The organism is Pseudomonas sp. D47, assembly GCF_045447305.1.
In the GTDB taxonomy this organism is placed as follows: domain Bacteria; phylum Pseudomonadota; class Gammaproteobacteria; order Pseudomonadales; family Pseudomonadaceae; genus Aquipseudomonas.
The window spans coordinates 48,789-64,954 of the sequence record NZ_JBJGXU010000023.1 but is presented as its reverse complement, the minus strand read 5'-3'; the positions used below and the strand labels follow the sequence as shown (position 1 = coordinate 64,954).

At 62.7% G+C, this 16,166-nt stretch carries 14 protein-coding genes and 1 riboswitch; of the genes, 12 read left to right on the top strand and 2 right to left on the bottom strand.

Features of this window, described 5'->3' with window-relative positions; all coding sequences use genetic code 11:
• The first annotated feature begins 1 nt into the window (after window position 1).
• Both ACI77I_RS16935 and ACI77I_RS16930 read left to right on the top strand, forming a co-directional pair.
• Window positions 2–1,516: a tripartite tricarboxylate transporter permease gene (locus tag ACI77I_RS16935; RefSeq protein WP_094951002.1), complete on the top strand. Its 1,515-nt coding sequence runs from the start codon at window positions 2–4 to the stop codon at window positions 1,514–1,516.
• Window positions 1,509–2,546, top strand: coding sequence for an AbrB family transcriptional regulator (locus ACI77I_RS16930; protein WP_406998007.1), 1,038 nt, complete (start codon window positions 1,509–1,511; stop codon window positions 2,544–2,546). The genes ACI77I_RS16935 and ACI77I_RS16930 overlap by 8 nt, the downstream gene beginning before the upstream one ends.
• Window positions 2,547–2,669: 123 nt before the next feature.
• Here the strand turns inward: ACI77I_RS16930 and ung are convergent, their stop codons facing one another.
• Window positions 2,670–3,362 (bottom strand): uracil-DNA glycosylase, encoded by a 693-nt coding sequence (gene ung, locus ACI77I_RS16925; RefSeq protein ID WP_094951005.1) that lies wholly within the window; start codon window positions 3,360–3,362, stop codon window positions 2,670–2,672.
• Between the two features lie 135 nt (window positions 3,363–3,497).
• Between ung and ACI77I_RS16920 the strand changes: the two genes are divergently transcribed.
• A complete protein-coding gene (locus tag ACI77I_RS16920) occupies window positions 3,498–4,610 on the top strand; it encodes an enoyl-CoA hydratase/isomerase family protein (RefSeq protein ID WP_094951006.1) in 1,113 nt (370 codons plus the stop codon).
• On the opposite strand, the gene ACI77I_RS16915 is transcribed toward ACI77I_RS16920, so the two are convergent.
• Entirely contained in the window at window positions 4,607–4,954 is a 348-nt protein-coding gene (locus ACI77I_RS16915; protein WP_406998006.1) for a hypothetical protein, read from the bottom strand. The two genes, ACI77I_RS16920 and ACI77I_RS16915, sit on opposite strands and share 4 nt — an antisense overlap.
• Window positions 4,955–5,267: 313 nt before the next feature.
• Window positions 5,268–5,369, top strand: a riboswitch (guanidine-I (ykkC/yxkD leader).
• A 61-nt stretch (window positions 5,370–5,430) separates the two neighbouring features.
• Here ACI77I_RS16915 and ACI77I_RS16910 point away from each other — a divergent pair.
• From ACI77I_RS16910 to ACI77I_RS16870, 9 genes are all read left to right on the top strand, one after another.
• A complete protein-coding gene (locus ACI77I_RS16910; RefSeq protein WP_406998005.1) occupies window positions 5,431–6,498 on the top strand; it encodes a putative urea ABC transporter substrate-binding protein in 1,068 nt (355 codons plus the stop codon).
• Between the two features lie 12 nt (window positions 6,499–6,510).
• Window positions 6,511–7,326 (top strand): ABC transporter permease, encoded by an 816-nt coding sequence (locus ACI77I_RS16905; RefSeq protein WP_094951009.1) that lies wholly within the window; start codon window positions 6,511–6,513, stop codon window positions 7,324–7,326.
• Window positions 7,323–8,087, top strand: a complete 765-nt coding sequence (locus ACI77I_RS16900; protein WP_406998004.1) for an ABC transporter ATP-binding protein — start codon at window positions 7,323–7,325, stop codon at window positions 8,085–8,087. Before ACI77I_RS16905 ends, ACI77I_RS16900 begins: the two co-directional genes overlap by 4 nt.
• Complete coding sequence (locus ACI77I_RS16895; RefSeq protein ID WP_094951011.1) at window positions 8,084–8,809, top strand: urea amidolyase associated protein UAAP1; 726 nt, start codon at window positions 8,084–8,086, stop codon at window positions 8,807–8,809. The genes ACI77I_RS16900 and ACI77I_RS16895 overlap by 4 nt, the downstream gene beginning before the upstream one ends.
• Window positions 8,810–8,818: 9 nt before the next feature.
• Window positions 8,819–9,448 (top strand): urea amidolyase associated protein UAAP2, encoded by a 630-nt coding sequence (locus ACI77I_RS16890; RefSeq protein WP_094951012.1) that lies wholly within the window; start codon window positions 8,819–8,821, stop codon window positions 9,446–9,448.
• A gap of 259 nt (window positions 9,449–9,707) precedes the next feature.
• Entirely contained in the window at window positions 9,708–13,331 is a 3,624-nt protein-coding gene (gene uca, locus ACI77I_RS16885) for an urea carboxylase (RefSeq protein ID WP_406998012.1), read from the top strand.
• Window positions 13,332–13,359: 28 nt separating this feature from the next.
• Entirely contained in the window at window positions 13,360–15,132 is a 1,773-nt protein-coding gene (gene atzF / locus ACI77I_RS16880; RefSeq protein WP_406998002.1) for an allophanate hydrolase, read from the top strand.
• Window positions 15,133–15,183: 51 nt separating this feature from the next.
• A complete protein-coding gene (locus ACI77I_RS16875) occupies window positions 15,184–15,396 on the top strand; it encodes a cysteine-rich CWC family protein (protein ID WP_094951014.1) in 213 nt (70 codons plus the stop codon).
• The gene (locus ACI77I_RS16870) at window positions 15,396–16,088 is read left to right on the top strand and encodes a 16S rRNA pseudouridine(516) synthase (protein ID WP_406998001.1); all 693 of its coding nucleotides are present in this window, start codon (window positions 15,396–15,398) and stop codon (window positions 16,086–16,088) included. The genes ACI77I_RS16875 and ACI77I_RS16870 overlap by 1 nt, the downstream gene beginning before the upstream one ends.
• Window positions 16,089–16,166: the final 78 nt, after the last annotated feature.

Below are 16,166 nucleotides of genomic sequence, written 5' to 3'. Positions count from 1 at the left end.
TATGGATACGCTTGGCTATTTGGGCCAGGGTTTCGGCGTTGCGCTGACCCCCTACAACCTGGTGACCGCATTGTGCGGCACCCTGATCGGTACCGTGGTCGGCCTGTTACCGGGCCTGGGGCCGATCAATGGCGTCGCGCTGTTGATCCCCATCGCCTTCGCGCTTGGGCTGCCGCCTGAGTCAGCACTGATATTGCTGGCGGCCGTGTACCTTGGCTGTGAATACGGCGGCCGTATCAGTTCGATTCTGCTGAACATCCCGGGCGAAGCCTCGACAGTAATGACCACCCTCGACGGCTACCCGATGGCGCGTAAAGGCCTGGCGGGCGTGGCACTGTCGTTGTCAGCATGGAGTTCGTTCATCGGTGCACTCATCGCCACTTGCGGCATGGTGATGTTTGCTCCCCTGCTGGCTAAATGGGCGATTGCCTTTGGGCCTGCGGAATATTTCGTATTGATGGTGTTCGCGATTGTCTGCCTGGGCGGTATGGCCGGTGAGAAACCGCTGAAAACCTTTGTCGCCGCCTTGATCGGCCTTTTCCTGTCGGCGGTGGGTATCGACGCCAACAGCGGTGTGTACCGCTTTACCGGTGACAATATCCACCTGACCGACGGCATCCAATTTGTGGTGCTGGTCCTGGGCCTGTTTTCCATCAGCGAGATCCTGTTGCTGCTGGAAAAAACCCACCATGGCCAGGAAGCCGTCAAGGCCAGCGGGCGCATGATGTTCAACTTCAAGGAAGCAGCGTCGGTATTCGTAGTCAATATTCGCTGCGGCGTCCTGGGCTTCATCATGGGTGTGCTACCGGGCGCCGGCGCCACCCTGGCCAGCGCCGTGGCCTACATGACCGAGAAACGTATCGCCGGTGCCAGCGGCACCTTCGGCGAAGGTGACAAACGTGGCCTGGCCGCGCCGGAAACCGCCATCGGTGCTGCCGCCTGCGGCGCCCTCGTCCCCATGCTGACCCTCGGCGTACCCGGCTCAGGCACTACCGCGGTGATGATCGGCGCGCTGTCGCTGTACAACATTACCCCCGGCCCACTGCTGTTCCAACAACAGCCGGACATCGTCTGGGGCCTGATCGCTTCGTTGTTTATCGCCAACATCATGCTGGTGATCCTCAACATCCCGATGATCCGCATCTTCACGCGCATCCTTGCCGTGCCAAACTGGGCGCTGGTGCCGGTAATCGCCATCATCACCGCGATTGGGGTGTACGCGGTTCACGCCACCACCTTCGACCTGTTCCTGATGATTGGTATCGGCATCTTCGGTTACATCCTGCGCAAGCTGGACTTCCCGCTGTCGCCGGTGCTGCTGGGCTTTATCCTCGGCGGCCTGATGGAGCAGAACCTGCGCCGCGCGCTGTCGATTTCCAACGGCGCGCTGGAAATCCTGTGGTCCAGCCCAATCACCTTTGGTGTGTGGGTACTGACCGCAATCATGTTGCTTGTGCCGCTGCTGCGCATCTACCGCAAACGTGCCCTGCAGCGTCGCGCCGTGGCCGATGTCTGAGGTCACCTTTAAACAATGGTGGGCAACACCGCTGGTCGGCCTGGCCGGCGGTTACCTGGCCAGCCTCGTCGGCTGGCCTTTGCCGTATATGGTCGGCTCGTTGCTGGCGATCATCCTGGTGCGCTGCCTGACGCCGTGGCAATTGGCCGAGATTCCCGGCGGACGCAAATGCGGCCAATGGGTAGTGGGCGTCGGCATCGGGCTGCACTTTACGCCGATGGTGATCGAGCAGGTGATGAGCCACTTCGGCCTGATCTTCTTCGGTGCGCTGATCACCAGCCTGTCGAGCATTGTCGGTGTGTGGTTGATGCGCCGCAGTGGCGAAGACCGCGCCACCGCGTTTTTCTCGAGCATGCCGGGCGGTTCCGGTGAGATGGTCAACCTCGGCGCGCGTAATGGCGCGGTGCTCAGCCGTGTTGCGGCGGGGCAGAGTTTGCGCGTGCTGGTGGTGGTGCTGTGTGTGCCGGCGATCTTCAAGTATTTGCTCGAAGGCGGCGCGCCGCAGTTTCAGCCGGCGCCGGTGAGCTGGGCCTGGCTGGCGGTGTTATTTCCACTTGGCGCGCTGGTGGCCTGGGGATGGCAGCGTTTGCGCCAACCGAACCCGTGGCTGTTCGGGCCGCTGTTGGTCAGCGCCACCGCCAGTGTAGTGTGGGACTTGCATATCGGCCTGCCGGATGGCGGCAGCCAGATCGGCCAATGGCTGATCGGCAGCGGCTTGGGCTGCCACTTCAACCGTCAGTTCTTTCGCCGGGCCCCGTCGTTTATGGCGCGTACGCTGATCGGTACGGCGTTGACCATGGCGCTGGCAACGTTAGCGGCGGTGGGCTTGAGCGCCATGACGCAGCTGGACTTGCGCTCACTGACCTTGGGCATGATGCCCGGCGGCATTGCCGAAATGAGCCTCACCGCCGAGACCTTGCAACTGTCGGTGCCGTTGGTGACGGCGATGCAGGTGATGCGCTTGTTATTTGTGCTGTTTCTGGCAGAGCCGTTGTTCAGGCATTGGAACCGCCAGCCAGACAACGTCTAAACCCTCCACCAAATTCCAATGTGGGAGCTGGCTTGCCTGCGATCCAGGCACCTCGGTGTTTCAGCCAGACCGAGGTGATTCTATCGCAGGCAAGCCAGCTCCCACATTGGACTGTGCTGAGCTTTAGAGTGGCGGCAACCGCCACTCAATCGGCGTCTCGCCATTCTGCTCAAGAAACTTGTTGGTGCGGCTGAAATGCCCGCAGCCCAAAAACCCGCGATACGCCGACAGCGGCGACGGATGCACCGACGTCAGCACCAGGTGCTTGGTCGCATCCACCAGTTTTTGCTTGCTTTGCGCGTGGGCGCCCCACAACAGGAAGACCAAGTGCGGTTGATGCGCGCTGACCACTTCGATAATCCGGTCGGTAAAGAACTGCCAGCCCTTGCCCGCATGGGCGTTGGCATTCGCGCGTTCCACGGTCATGGTGGTGTTGAGCATCAGCACGCCCTGGTCGGCCCAGCTTTGCAGGCAACCGTGGTTGGGGATGTCGATGTTCAGGTCGCGCTTGAGCTCTTTGTAGATATTCACCAAGGAGGGCGGCGTCGGCACGCCCGGTTGCACCGAGAAGCACAAGCCGTGGGCCTGGCCTGGGCCGTGGTACGGGTCCTGGCCGAGGATCACCACCTTGACCTTGTCCAGCGGCGTTGAGTTGAGTGCATTGAAAATCAGCGGGCCCGGTGGGTAAATCTCTTTGCCGGCGGCGTGTTCCTGGCGCAGGAACTCGCGCAGTTGAGCCATGTAGGGCTGTTCGAACTCATCCTGCAGAGCGTGTTTCCAGCTGGGTTCGAGTTTGATACGGTCGCCTTCGGTCATGGTGTGTTCGTCGTGTAAAAAAGAATGGGCGAACCCTAGGAAAGCCGACCCCGCTTGTCAATTGATCTGACACACAACCGGCACTTTCTGTTGAAGCGATCATACTGATCGTTCACTTTCTCGATTGAGGTCACGATGAACCTGCACTTCGAAGAGCTGACCGGCAGCGACGGTGCCCGCATCGGCATTGCCAGCCTGGATGCTGAAAAGTCTCTCAACGCGCTCTCCTTGCCGATGATCCTGGCCCTGGGCGATCGCCTGGATGCCTGGGCCCAAGACCCGAACATCGCCTGTGTGCTGCTACGCGGCAATGGCCCCAAAGCCTTTTGCGCCGGCGGCGAAGTGCGCAGCCTGGCCCAGGCCTGCCGTGAACAGCCCGGCGCTGTGCCAACCCTGGCCGCAGAGTTTTTCGCGGCGGAATACCGCCTCGACTATCGCCTGCACACCTACCCCAAGCCGCTGATCTGCTGGGGCCACGGCTACGTGTTGGGCGGCGGTATGGGCCTGCTGCAAAGCGCGGCGGTGCGCATCGTGACACCGAGCAGCCGTCTGGCGATGCCCGAGATCAGCATCGGCCTGTACCCGGATGTGGGCGCCAGTTGGTTCCTGTCGCGCCTGCCCGGCAAGCTCGGCGTGTTCCTTGGCCTCACCGGCGCGCACATCAATGGTCGCGACGCCCTGGACCTGGGCCTGGCCGACCGTTTCCTGCGCGATGACCAGCAAGAAGAATTAATCGAAGGTCTGCTGCAACTGAATTGGCAGGAACAAACCGCGATGCAACTCAACAGCCTGCTCAAGGCACTGGCCCAGGAAGCGGTCAGCCAGCAACCCGAGGCGCAATGGCTGCCCCGCCGTGCACAGATCGACGAATGGTTGGACGTCGGTGATGTGCGCTGTGCCTGGCGCGCGCTGAGCCCATTGCGCGACCACGCAGACCCGCTGTTCAGCCGCGCCGGCAAGACCCTCAGCGAAGGCTGCCCGCTGACGGCGCATCTGGTCTGGGAGCAGATTCAACGCGCCCGGCATCTGTCCCTGGCCCAGGTGTTCCAGATGGAATACACCCTGAGCCTGAACTGCTGCCGTCACCCGGAGTTCGCCGAAGGCGTGCGCGCGCGGTTGATTGACAAGGACCAGACGCCCCATTGGCACTGGCCGGATATCAACACCATTCCCGAGGCCGTGGTGCAAGCGCATTTCCACAAGGCCTGGGAAGGTCGGCACCCACTGGCGGACTTATCCGACGTCTAACGGTGACCACCACCGTGGCCGCCGCCACGGTTGCCGCCTTGGTTATGCCCACCGCCATTGCCCCAACGGTTGCCGCCCCAGCCTTGGTTCGGGTACGGCCGGTAATTAGACCTTGGGTAATAGCCCGGCGCTGGCCGGTAATAACGCGGCGCCGGGTAGTAACGCGGTGGCGGCGCGTAGTAGCCACGCCCATAGTGGTAACTGGGGCCGCCGCCGTAGTAATAGGCCGGGGCCGGAGTGGTGTAGACCTCAGAGCGATAGTAAGTACCCCCGCCATCGTAATAGGGCACACACGCAGACAGGGTCAGGCCGAATAAAGCGCTAAGAAGCAGTCGTCGATACATGGCGGCCTCCTGGACCGCTTGAGAGCACCTTCAGCGACGCTGAAGGGCGGCATTCGTCTTTCATTGAATGACGAAATATCTGACATCAAAAACCGAATCTGGTGCGTTTCGGACACAGGTTGAAACATCTGTTTCAGACGAAGCGAGCGCTTCATTGCAGTGCGCCAGCGCACCAGCACAACGCAGCCCAAGCCCCCTGCCCCTCACCCTCCTCGCGCAAACCTTCGGTCTAAAGGCTCGCGGCCTACTTGGCACGACTCTCGCTTTGGCTAACCCGTGCAGGCTTCATCACAGGTTCGCGGCACCACAATTTGCAATGGCTGACTAGGGTTCCGGCTCGCTTGACGCGAGTGGCTGGTCCGAGAGTTGGCGACCTCCAGTTGAGGTTACACGGCGGGATAAAAGCCCGGGAGACAAGCCACCGTTCACGGTGCCGCGTTGCTCCCTGCCCGCCCATGATCAACTGGAGAAACCCCATGCCAACACCCCGTTTACCCGCCCTGCTCGCCGCCGCTTTCGCCGCCGTGTTGAGCTTCCAGACCCAAGCCGCCAGCAAAGACCACTTCAGTGTGTGCTGGACCATTTACGCCGGTTGGATGCCGTGGGAGTACGCCGGCAGCCAGGGCATCCTCGACAAGTGGGCCAAGAAGTACGGCATCAAGATCGACATGGTGCAGCTCAATGACTATGTCGAATCCATCAACCAGTACACCGCCGGCCAATTCGATGGCTGCACCATGACCAACATGGACGCCCTGACCATCCCCGCCGCCGGTGGCGTGGACAGCACCGCGCTGGTGGTCAGCGACTTCTCCAACGGCAACGATGGCGTGGTGATCAAAGGCACCGGCAAGACCGTGGCCGACCTCAAGGGCATGAACGTCAACCTGGTGGAACTCTCGGTGTCCTACTACCTGCTGGCGCGTGCACTGGAATCGGCTGACCTCACCGAAAAAGACCTGAAAGTGGTCAACACCTCCGACGCCGACATCGCCGCTGCCTTCAACACCAATCAAGTGCAAGCCGTCACGACTTGGAACCCGATGCTCTGCGAGATCAAGGCCAAGCCCGGTGTCACGCAAGTCTTCGACTCCAGCAAAGTGCCCGGCGAAATCATGGACATGATGGTGGTCAACACCCAAACCCTCAAAGACAACCCCGCCCTGGGCAAAGCGCTCACCGGTGCCTGGTTTGAAGTGGTCGCGCTGATGAACGCCAAAAACGCCGCCAGCACCGAAGCCTTGGAGCATATGGCCAAAGCGTCGGGCACCGACCTCAAGGGTTTCCAGGCGCAACTGGACACCACCAAGCTGTTCGCCACGCCCAAGGAAGCCCTCGCCTTCGCCACCAGTGCGCAGTTGCCCGCCACCATGCGCAAAGTTGCCGAATTCTCCTTCCAGCACGGCTTGCTCGGTGAGGGCGCCAAGGACACCAGCGCCGTGGGCATGAGCTTCGCCAATGGCGTGACCAGCGGCGACACCGCCAACCTCAAGCTGCATTTCGACCCCCGCTATGTGCAGATGGCCGCCGACGGCACGCTGTAAGAGGACCCGGCCATGCGCCTGATCAACCGTCACCCGGAACGCTCCAGTCGCCTGCTGTTGGTGATCCTGCCGTTCGCCCTGCTGCTGTTCGCCTACTTCGTGGGCTCGGCCGAGCGCCTGGCAGACAACCCCAACGACAAGCTGCTGCCCAGCGCCGTGCAAATGGGCGACGCGGTAAAACGCCTGGCGTTCAGCGCCGACACGCGTACCGGTGAGTACGTGCTGTGGCAAGACAGCGCGTCGAGCCTGCGCCGCCTCGCCATCGGCTTAGGAATAAGCGCCCTCGCCGGCCTGTGCCTGGGGATTGCCGCCGGTACGCTGCCGCTGTTTGGCGCGCCGTTGTCGCCGTTGCTCACGGTGCTGTCGATGGTGCCGCCGCTGGCGATCCTGCCGATTCTGTTCATCGTGTTCGGGCTGGGGGAATTGTCCAAAGTGATGCTGATCGTCATCGGCATCACCCCAGCCCTGGCGCGTGACCTTGAGCAGCGCGCACGGGAAATCCCCATCGAACTGCTGGTAAAAGCGCAAACCCTCGGCGCCTCCACCTGGACCCTGATGCTGCGCGTGGTGTTGCCGCAACTGCTACCGCGCCTGCTGATTTCGCTGCGGCTGATGCTCGGCTCGGCGTGGTTATTCCTGATCGCCGCCGAAGCCATCGCCTCCACCGACGGCCTGGGCTACCGGATTTTCCTGGTACGCCGCTACCTGGCGATGGACGTGATCTTGCCTTACGTGGTGTGGATCACCCTGCTCGCCTGGCTGATGGACTGGGGCCTGAAAACCCTCACCCGCCGTGCGTTCCCCTGGTACGAAGGAGCGCGGGCATGAGCTTTATCAGCGTCAACAATGTGTGGCAGCGCTACGGCGACCAAGTGGTGCTGGAGGGCCTCAACCTGCACGTCAAGGAGGGTGAGTTTTGCACGCTGGTCGGCACCTCCGGGTGCGGCAAATCCACCTTTCTGCGCCTGCTGTTGGGCCAGGAAACCGCGAGCAAAGGCCAGATCCTGCTGGACGGCCAAGCCCTCGCCGCCGAGCCGGATGCCAGCCGTGGCGTGGTGTTCCAACGCTACTCGGTGTTCCCGCATTTGACGGTACTGGACAACGTCGCCCTGGGCCTTGAACTGCCTCATTCACCGCTGCTGGGCCGGCTGTTCGGCAAAGCCAAAAGACACGCCAGGGAACAGGCGGCCGCACTGCTGCAAAAAGTCGGCCTCGGCCACGCCTTGGACAAGTACCCGGCGCAGCTCTCCGGCGGCATGCAGCAACGCCTGGCCATCGCCCAAGCCCTGATCATGAAGCCCCGCGTGCTGCTGCTGGACGAACCCTTCGGCGCCCTCGACCCGGGCATTCGCAAGGACATGCACCAGCTGTTGCTGGCGCTGTGGCGCGAAACCCGGCTGACGGTGTTCATGGTCACCCACGACCTGAGCGAAGGCTTCAGCCTCGGCACGCGCTTGCTGGTGTTCGACAAGGTCCGCGTCGACCCCCACGCCCCCGGTGCCTATGGCGCCCGCATTACCTACGACATCCCTTTGAACAGCGCGCGCCGCAAAGCGCTCGCCGCCGAACTTGGAGCCACAGCCCAATGACCGATTCCACTCAACTGTTTGCGCCGTTCGCCGAAGAAATGCTACCCGGCGGCGGCCACCGTTCCTTCGTGCTCAAGCGCGGCCAACTGCTGCGCCTCACCGACATTCGTGGCGGCGCCAACGTCAGCCTGACGCTGCTCAACGCCAATGAAAAAACCGAACGCCTGAACCTGCCCGACAGCCTCAAATGCCAACACACCGCCAAGCTCACCCGCGGCCACTGCCTGTACTCGGACATGGGCCGCGTGCTGGCCGCCATCACCGCCGACACCTGCGGCTGGAGTGACAGCATTGGCGGGGTGTTATGCGCCGCCGAGGTGGCCGAAAAATATGGCAAGGGCCGCTATCAGGAACTGCGCAACGGCTTCTACCGCAACGGCACCGACAACCTGCTGGTGGAATTGGGCAAGTGGGGCCTGGGGCTTTGCGACCTGTTGATGACCCTCAACCTGTTCAGCCGCGTCAGCGTGGACGGCGACGGCGGTTTGCACTTTGTGCCAGGCAACTCCAAGGCCGGCGACTACATCGAGCTCTACGCACCGATGGACACGCTGGTGGTGCTCACCGCCCTGCAACACCCGATGGACCCCAACCCCGATTACGCACCGCAACCGCTGAAGCTGAGCTGGATGAACGCGGCCCCCAGCGTCGCCGAACACTGCCGCACGTCGCGCCCGGAAAACACGCGCGGCTTTATCAACACTGACCGCCTGTTCGCTTGAGGAGCTGCCATGTCTATCGCACTGAAACAACCCGATGCGGCGGTGTACCGCGCAACCATTCCCGCCGGCGAGCCGTGGCTGATGGAGGTCAAGGCCGGCCAGACCCTGCGCATCCTTGACCTTGAGGGTAACCAGGCCGTCGACACGCTGTTCTACAGCCTCAAAAACCCCAAGGAACGCTACGACGTGCAACGCACCCTGCGTCGGCAAAACAACGTGTACCTGAGCACCGGCAGCGTGCTGTATTCCAACCTCGGCCAGCCGATGCTGACCCTCGTCGAAGACACCTGCGGGCGCCACGACACCCTCGGCGGCGCCTGCGCGCAAGAGAGCAACACCGTGCGCTACGCCCTGGAAAAACGCTACATGCACAGCTGCCGAGACAACTACCTGCGCGCCTGCGCCCACGATGGCCGCCTGGGTAAAAGCGACATCGGGCCGAACATCAATTTCTTCATGAATGTGCCGGTCACAGCCGACGGTGGGCTGACCTTTGAAGACGGTATTTCCGCGCCCGGCAAGTACGTCGATTTACGCGCGGAGATGGACGTGATCGTGCTGATTTCCAACTGCCCGCAATTGAACAACCCCTGCAACGCCTACAACCCGACCCCTGCGGAGTTACTGGTATGGAACTGAAAATGAAGCGGTTGCGTAAATGGTTGTTCGCCCTGTGCCAGGCCCGAGCGGGGCAGTGCATGCAAAAACAATGAAGCTTCCCTGTGGGCGCTGGCTTGCCTGCGATGGCGGTTAATCAGCCAATAAATAAGGTGACAGACCCACCGCCATCGCGGGCAAGCCCGGCCCCCACAGTTGATCACCATCAACTCCAAAGATTGGCGCCATGGACGACCCTGGCGCGTACCCCCACATGCGGGACGGCCCGCAGGGTTTTGCCATGTTCGAAAAACTGTTGATCGCCAACCGTGGCGCCATCGCCTGTCGCATCCTGCGCACCTTGCGCGAGCTCCAGGTCAAAGGCGTCGCCGTGTACGCCGAAGCTGACGCAGCCAGCCTGCATATCCAGCAAGCCGACGAGGCCTACAGCCTCGGTGAAGGCGCGGCGGCCGGCACCTATCTGGCGGTGGAAAAAATCCTCGCCACCGCCAAGGCCTGTGGCGCCAAGGCCATCCACCCCGGCTACGGCTTCCTTTCGGAAAACGCCGCCTTCGCGCAAGCCTGCGAAAGCGCCGGTATTGCCTTCGTTGGGCCGACGCCTGAACAGTTGCGCGTGTTCGGCCTCAAACACACCGCGCGCACTCTGGCCAAGCAACATCAGATCCCCTTGCTGGAAGGCACCGAACTGCTCGACAGCCTCGACGCTGCGTTGTTGGCGGCCGATATGGTGGGCTACCCGATAATGCTCAAAAGCACCGCCGGCGGTGGCGGCATCGGCATGCGCGTGTGCCGCAGCGCGGCCGAGTTGGGCGACTCGTTCGAGGCGGTCAAACGCCTGGGGCAGAACAATTTCAGCGACGCCGGTGTCTTCATCGAGAAGTACATCCAGCACGCCCGCCACCTGGAAGTGCAGGTGTTCGGCGACGGCGCAGGTGAAGTGATCGCCCTCGGCGTGCGCGACTGTTCCGTGCAGCGGCGCAACCAGAAAGTCCTCGAAGAAACCCCGGCGCCGAACCTGCCCGACGGCATGGCCGAGGCCTTGTGCGCGGCCGCCATTACCCTGGCCAAGGCCGTAAATTACCGCAGCGCCGGCACCGTGGAATTTATCTTTGATAGCGCCGATGGCCGCTTTTACTTCCTCGAAGTGAACACCCGGTTGCAAGTGGAACACGGCGTGACCGAGCAAGTCTGGGGCGTGGACCTGGTGCGCTGGATGGTGCTGCTGGCAGCCGGTGAAATGCCGCCTTTGCATACATTGGCTTTGAACCCCCATGGCCATGCGATTCAGGCACGGCTGTATGCGGAAGACCCAGGCAAGGACTTCCAGCCGAGCCCGGGGCTGTTGACTCGCGTGGACTTCCCGGTTGCCGCAGGCCTACGGATCGACACTTGGGTGGAAGCTGGCTGCGAGATCCCAGCGTACTTCGACCCGATGATCGCCAAGCTCATCAGTTGGGCGCCGAGCCGCGAACAGGCACGTATGGACCTGCATCAGGCGTTGAGCGACAGCCAGCTCTATGGCGTGGAAACCAACCGCGATTACCTGCGCCAGATCCTGCTCGCCGCGCCCTTCGCCAGCGGCCGCCCATGGACGCGCTGCCTGGAAGATCTGGTCTACACCGCCGACACCGTTGAAGTGCTCAGCGCCGGCACGCAAACCAGTGTGCAGGATTATCCTGGCCGCCTCGGCTACTGGGCCGTGGGCGTGCCGCCGTCAGGGCCGATGGACAGTCGCGCGCTGCGTTTGGGCAATCGTTTGCTGGGCAACAGCGACGGCGCAGCAGCCTTGGAAATCACCATGAGTGGGCCACTGCTGCGCTTCAATTGCGCGGCGGTCATCGCCGTCACCGGTGCAGAAATCCCGCTGCTGTTGAATGACCAGACAGCGCCGATGAATACCGCGCTATTGATCGAGGCCGGGTCGATGTTGAGCCTTGGCACCCTCGCAGGCGCCGGTGCACGCAGCTATCTGTGCCTGCGCGGCGGGCTGCAAGTGCCCGACTATCTGGGCAGCAAAAGCACCTTCACGCTCGGTCAGTTTGGCGGGCATGGCGGGCGTGCTTTGCGGGCCGGTGATGTGTTGCACGTGTTGCCATTGGCAGACGTCAACGCCGGGCAGCAGTTGATGGCTGAACCATTGGCTGAGGTGCGCACACTGCGGGTCATTTATGGCCCGCACGGTGCGCCTGAATATTTCCTGCCTGAGTACATCGACACCTTCTTCGCCACCCAGTGGGAAGTGCATTTCAACTCCAGCCGTACCGGCGTGCGGCTGATCGGGCCAAAGCCTGAATGGGCGCGCACGGACGGCGGCGAAGCCGGGCTGCATCCGTCGAACATTCATGACAATCCTTATGCGATTGGGGCGGTGGATTTTACTGGGGATATGCCGGTGATCCTCGGGCCGGATGGGCCGAGCCTGGGTGGGTTTGTGTGCCCGGTGACGGTGATTGAGGCGGACCTGTGGCAGCTGGGGCAACTCAAGGCGGGTGACAAAATTCGCTTCGAACCGGTCGACCTCAAAACCGCCCGCGATCTCGCCCTGAACTGGGATCAAATGTGGGCGCCGGGCTTGCCCGCGATGCAGACGGCTCGGTCTGTCAGTCAAACCGAGGTGATGCATTCGCGAGCAAGCCCGCGCCCACATTTGATCGAGTCGCCAGTGGTGTTGGACACCGGCCACGACAACACCCGCCTCGTCGCTCGCCTCGCCGGTGACACCCACCTGCTGCTGGAAATCGGCGCCGCCGAACTCGACCTGGTGCTGCGCTTTCGCGCACACGCACTGATGCAGGCCCTGCAAACCCGCGCCCTGCACGGCGTGATCGACCTGACCCCGGGCATTCGCTCCCTGCAAATCCACTACCAGCCCGAACAACTGCCGCTGGCCGAGCTGCTGCCGCTGATCACCACCGAATGGGCCGCCGTGTGCGCCACGCAAAACCTGCAAGTGCCGTCGCGCATCGTGCATTTGCCGTTGTCGTGGGACGACCCGGCCTGCCAACTGGCCATCGAAAAATACATGACCACCGTGCGCAAAGACGCGCCGTGGTGCCCGAGCAACCTGGAGTTCATCCGCCGTATCAACGACCTGGCGAACCTCGACGAAGTGCGCCACACCGTATTCGACGCCAGCTACTTGGTGATGGGCCTGGGCGACGTGTACCTCGGCGCGCCGGTCGCCACGCCACTGGACCCGCGTCATCGCCTGGTGACCACGAAATACAACCCGGCCCGCACCTGGACCGCCGAAAACTCGGTGGGCATCGGCGGTGCTTACCTATGCGTCTATGGCATGGAAGGCCCGGGCGGTTATCAGTTTGTGGGGCGCACGCTGCAGATGTGGAACCGCTACCGGGAAGTCGCGGCGTTCGATGGCAAGCCATGGTTGTTGCGCTTCTTTGACCAGATCCGTTTCTACCCGGTGAGTGCTGATGAGCTGGTGCAGATCCGCCGCGATTTCCCGCTGGGGCGCTTTGCGCTGAGCATCGAGCACAGCCAGTTGAACCTCGCGGATTACCAGGCTTTTCTGGCGCGGGAAGCGTCGAGCATCGGCGCCTTTCGCGAGCATCAGCAGCAGGCTTTTAATGCCGAGCGCGAGCGTTGGATCGCCAGCGGCCAGGCGCATTACGACAGTGAAGAGCTGGCTGCGCCCATCGGTGAAGACACCCCGCTGCTGGCCAACGAGGTCAGCGTCGACAGCCCTATCGCCGGCAACCTCTGGCAGGTTCAGGTGGCTACCGGGAATCGGGTCTCAGCCGGCGAGGTGCTGGTGATTCTTGAGTCCATGAAGATGGAAATCCCGGTGGTGGCGCCCTTCGCCGGCACCGTGCGCGAGATCCCGGTGCAACCCGGCAGCGGCATTGGCGCCGGGCAACGGGTGGTGGTGCTGGAACGTGACTGACTTTTCTTTTTCAACAGGCGGACAAGCCATGAATCTGCAACTGGACAACCTGCGCAATGCCTACCTCAGCGGCGATACCACGCCGCGCGAATTACTCTTGCAGTTGCGCGAAAAAGCCGCGCAACTGAACCCTGACTATCACCTGTTTATTCATCTGCTCAGCGTGGCGGAACTGGAGCCGTACCTGGCGGCACTGGACGCTCGCGAGCCGTCCGGATTGCCGTTGTTCGGCGTGCCGTTTGCGATCAAGGACAACATGGACCTGGTAGGCATTCCGACCACGGCGGCCTGCCCGGCGTTTGCTTATGTACCGACGCGCAGTGCGACGATTGTCGAGCAACTGATCGCCCTGGGCGCGGTGCCGCTGGGCAAGACCAACCTGGATCAGTTCGCCACCGGGCTCAATGGTAGCCGCTCGCCGTATGGCGCCTGCCCCAACAGTGTATTGCCGGAATATCCAGCGGGCGGTTCCAGTGCGGGGTCGTCGTTGGCCGTCGCCCTGGGTGTGGCGAGTTTTGCCCTGGGCACCGACACCGCCGGTTCCGGCCGGGTGCCGGCGGCGTTGAATAACCTGGTGGGGCTCAAGGCGAGCAAAGGCCTGATCTCCACGGCGGGCGTGGTGCCGGCGTGCCGTACGCTGGATTGCGTCACCACCTTTACCCGCACCGCGCGCGAGGCCAGCCAGTTGCTGGCGCTGACCGCCAAGCTCGACCCGCTGGACGCCTACAGCCGCCAGAACCCGGCGTGGAATGACGCCTGCGCGTTCGGTGCACCGAGGCCGTTTCGTTTTGGTGTGCCGCGCACTCAGGACCTGGAATTCTTCGGCTGCGAGCAAGGCCCACCCCTGTTCCAGCAGGCCATCGCCCGCGTGATTGCCCTCGGCGGCGAACCGGTCACGCTCGACCTGTCACCCTTCCTCGAAGCCGCGCGCCTGCTCTATGAAGGGCCATGGGTGGCCGAGCGCTACAGCGTGGCCGGTGAACTGATGGAGCGTGAGCCCGAAGCGGTGCTGCCAGTGATCCGTGCCGTGTTGGCCAAGGCGCCGGCGGTGACGGGTGTCGACACCTTCCGTGCGCAGTACCGTCTGCAAGCCTTGAAAGCCCAATGTGATGTGTTATTGGAAGGGCTCGATTGCGTGCTGACGCCGACCATCGCCCGCCCAGTCACCTTGGAAGAACTGCGTGCCGAACCGGTGTTGCGCAACGCCGAACTGGGCTATTACACCAACTTCATGAACCTGCTGGATTACGCGGCCGTCGCCGTGCCCAGCGGCTTTATGCACAACGGGTTGCCTTGGGGCGTGACGCTGTTTGGTCGCGCATTTACCGATCAATACCTGCTGGGCGTGGCCGATGCGCTGCAGCGCCAGCAGGATGCATCGCTCGGCGCGCCAACAGGCAACGCCAGCCATGACATGACGCGGCTGGTGGTGTGTGGCGCACACCTGCAAGGGCTGGCGCTGAACGGCCAATTAGTGCGCCGTGGTGCACGCTTGTTGGAGCGCACCCACAGCTCGGCGGACTATCAACTGTTCGCCCTGGCTGGCGGGCCGCCTTATCGCCCCGGCATGCTGCGGGTGAGCGAAGGCGGCGTGGCCGTCGAGGTTGAGGTGTGGGAAGTGCCGAGCCGCGAACTCGGCTCATTCCTCACCGGCATCCCCGCGCCACTGGGCCTTGGCAAGGTGCAACTGGCGGACGGGCGCTGGGAAACCGGCTTCATCTGCGAACCCTACGGCCTGGCGGGCGCGGTGGACATCAGCCACTTCGGCGGCTGGCGCGCCTACCTGCACAGCTTGCAATAGCGGGGCGGCGCTGTATCGTGCTGGAAACTGCGCGATACAGCCCGAACCGACATGACCACGCCAACCCTCTGCCCCGCCTGCGGTGCTCGCAACGACTGCACCCTGGCCGACCCGCGCACCGCCGACCAAGCCTGCTGGTGCTACAGCGTCACCATCGACCCAGCGGTGCTCCAAGCGCTGCCGGATGAACTGCGCAACACCGCCTGCCTATGCCCACGGTGTGCCCAGGTGGATGCGCAATTGCGTGGGGTTGCGCCTAAGTAATGCGCGTTGATCGTTTCCTCAGCAACCTGCCGCGTTTCAATCGCCAGCAAGTGCGCTTACTGCTGGTTGAGCGACGGGTGACGGTCGATGGCGTGGCGGTCAGCGATCCACACCACGAAGTGCGTGAGTTCAGTTGCGTGTGTGTTGACGATGAAGTGCTGCAAGTCGGCAAACCAACGCGCTATTTCATGCTGCACAAACCCCAAGGCTGTGTGAGCGCCACGTGCGACCCGCAACACCCCACGGTCCTCGACTTACTGGATGTGCCGGACAAGGACGAACTGCACATCGCCGGTCGTCTGGATTTCAATACCACCGGGCTGATGCTGATCACCAACGACGGCCAGTGGTCGCGCCGCTTGACCCAACCGCAGACCAAACTGCCCAAGGTTTACCTCGTGCAAACCGAACAAGACATCACCCCTGAGTACGCGGTGACGTTTGCTGCGGGCCTGTATTTTGCGTTTGAAGACCTCACCACCCAACCCGCCGAACTTGAGCTACTGGGCCCAAGGACCGCGCGGCTGAGCATCATCGAAGGCCGCTATCACCAGGTGAAGCGCATGTTCGGGCACTTTAATAACAAGGTGATCGGCCTGCACCGTGAGCGAATGGGGCCGTTGGTGCTGGATGATGCGCTTGCGCCGGGCGAATATCGGGCACTGACTGACAACGAAATCCGAAGGGTCTGATGACCGTTCGGCCGGTGATGGCAAAAAACCAGTTCGGCGCCTTGCGACCTGGCGTCTGTGCTGCTTGAATCAAGACGC

Coding starts and splice junctions, on each gene's coding strand:
- ACI77I_RS16870 (WP_406998001.1), top strand. CDS start 15,396: ATGCGCGTTGATCGTTTCCTCAGCAACCTGCCGCGTTTCAATCGCCAG.
- ACI77I_RS16930 (WP_406998007.1), top strand. CDS start 1,509: ATGTCTGAGGTCACCTTTAAACAATGGTGGGCAACACCGCTGGTCGGC.
- ACI77I_RS16935 (WP_094951002.1), top strand. CDS start 2: ATGGATACGCTTGGCTATTTGGGCCAGGGTTTCGGCGTTGCGCTGACC.
- ACI77I_RS16905 (WP_094951009.1), top strand. CDS start 6,511: ATGCGCCTGATCAACCGTCACCCGGAACGCTCCAGTCGCCTGCTGTTG.
- ACI77I_RS16900 (WP_406998004.1), top strand. CDS start 7,323: ATGAGCTTTATCAGCGTCAACAATGTGTGGCAGCGCTACGGCGACCAA.
- ACI77I_RS16890 (WP_094951012.1), top strand. CDS start 8,819: ATGTCTATCGCACTGAAACAACCCGATGCGGCGGTGTACCGCGCAACC.
- ACI77I_RS16895 (WP_094951011.1), top strand. CDS start 8,084: ATGACCGATTCCACTCAACTGTTTGCGCCGTTCGCCGAAGAAATGCTA.
- ACI77I_RS16915 (WP_406998006.1), bottom strand. CDS start 4,954: ATGTATCGACGACTGCTTCTTAGCGCTTTATTCGGCCTGACCCTGTCT.
- ACI77I_RS16875 (WP_094951014.1), top strand. CDS start 15,184: ATGACCACGCCAACCCTCTGCCCCGCCTGCGGTGCTCGCAACGACTGC.
- ACI77I_RS16910 (WP_406998005.1), top strand. CDS start 5,431: ATGCCAACACCCCGTTTACCCGCCCTGCTCGCCGCCGCTTTCGCCGCC.
- uca (WP_406998012.1), top strand. CDS start 9,708: ATGTTCGAAAAACTGTTGATCGCCAACCGTGGCGCCATCGCCTGTCGC.
- ung (WP_094951005.1), bottom strand. CDS start 3,362: ATGACCGAAGGCGACCGTATCAAACTCGAACCCAGCTGGAAACACGCT.
- atzF (WP_406998002.1), top strand. CDS start 13,360: ATGAATCTGCAACTGGACAACCTGCGCAATGCCTACCTCAGCGGCGAT.
- ACI77I_RS16920 (WP_094951006.1), top strand. CDS start 3,498: ATGAACCTGCACTTCGAAGAGCTGACCGGCAGCGACGGTGCCCGCATC.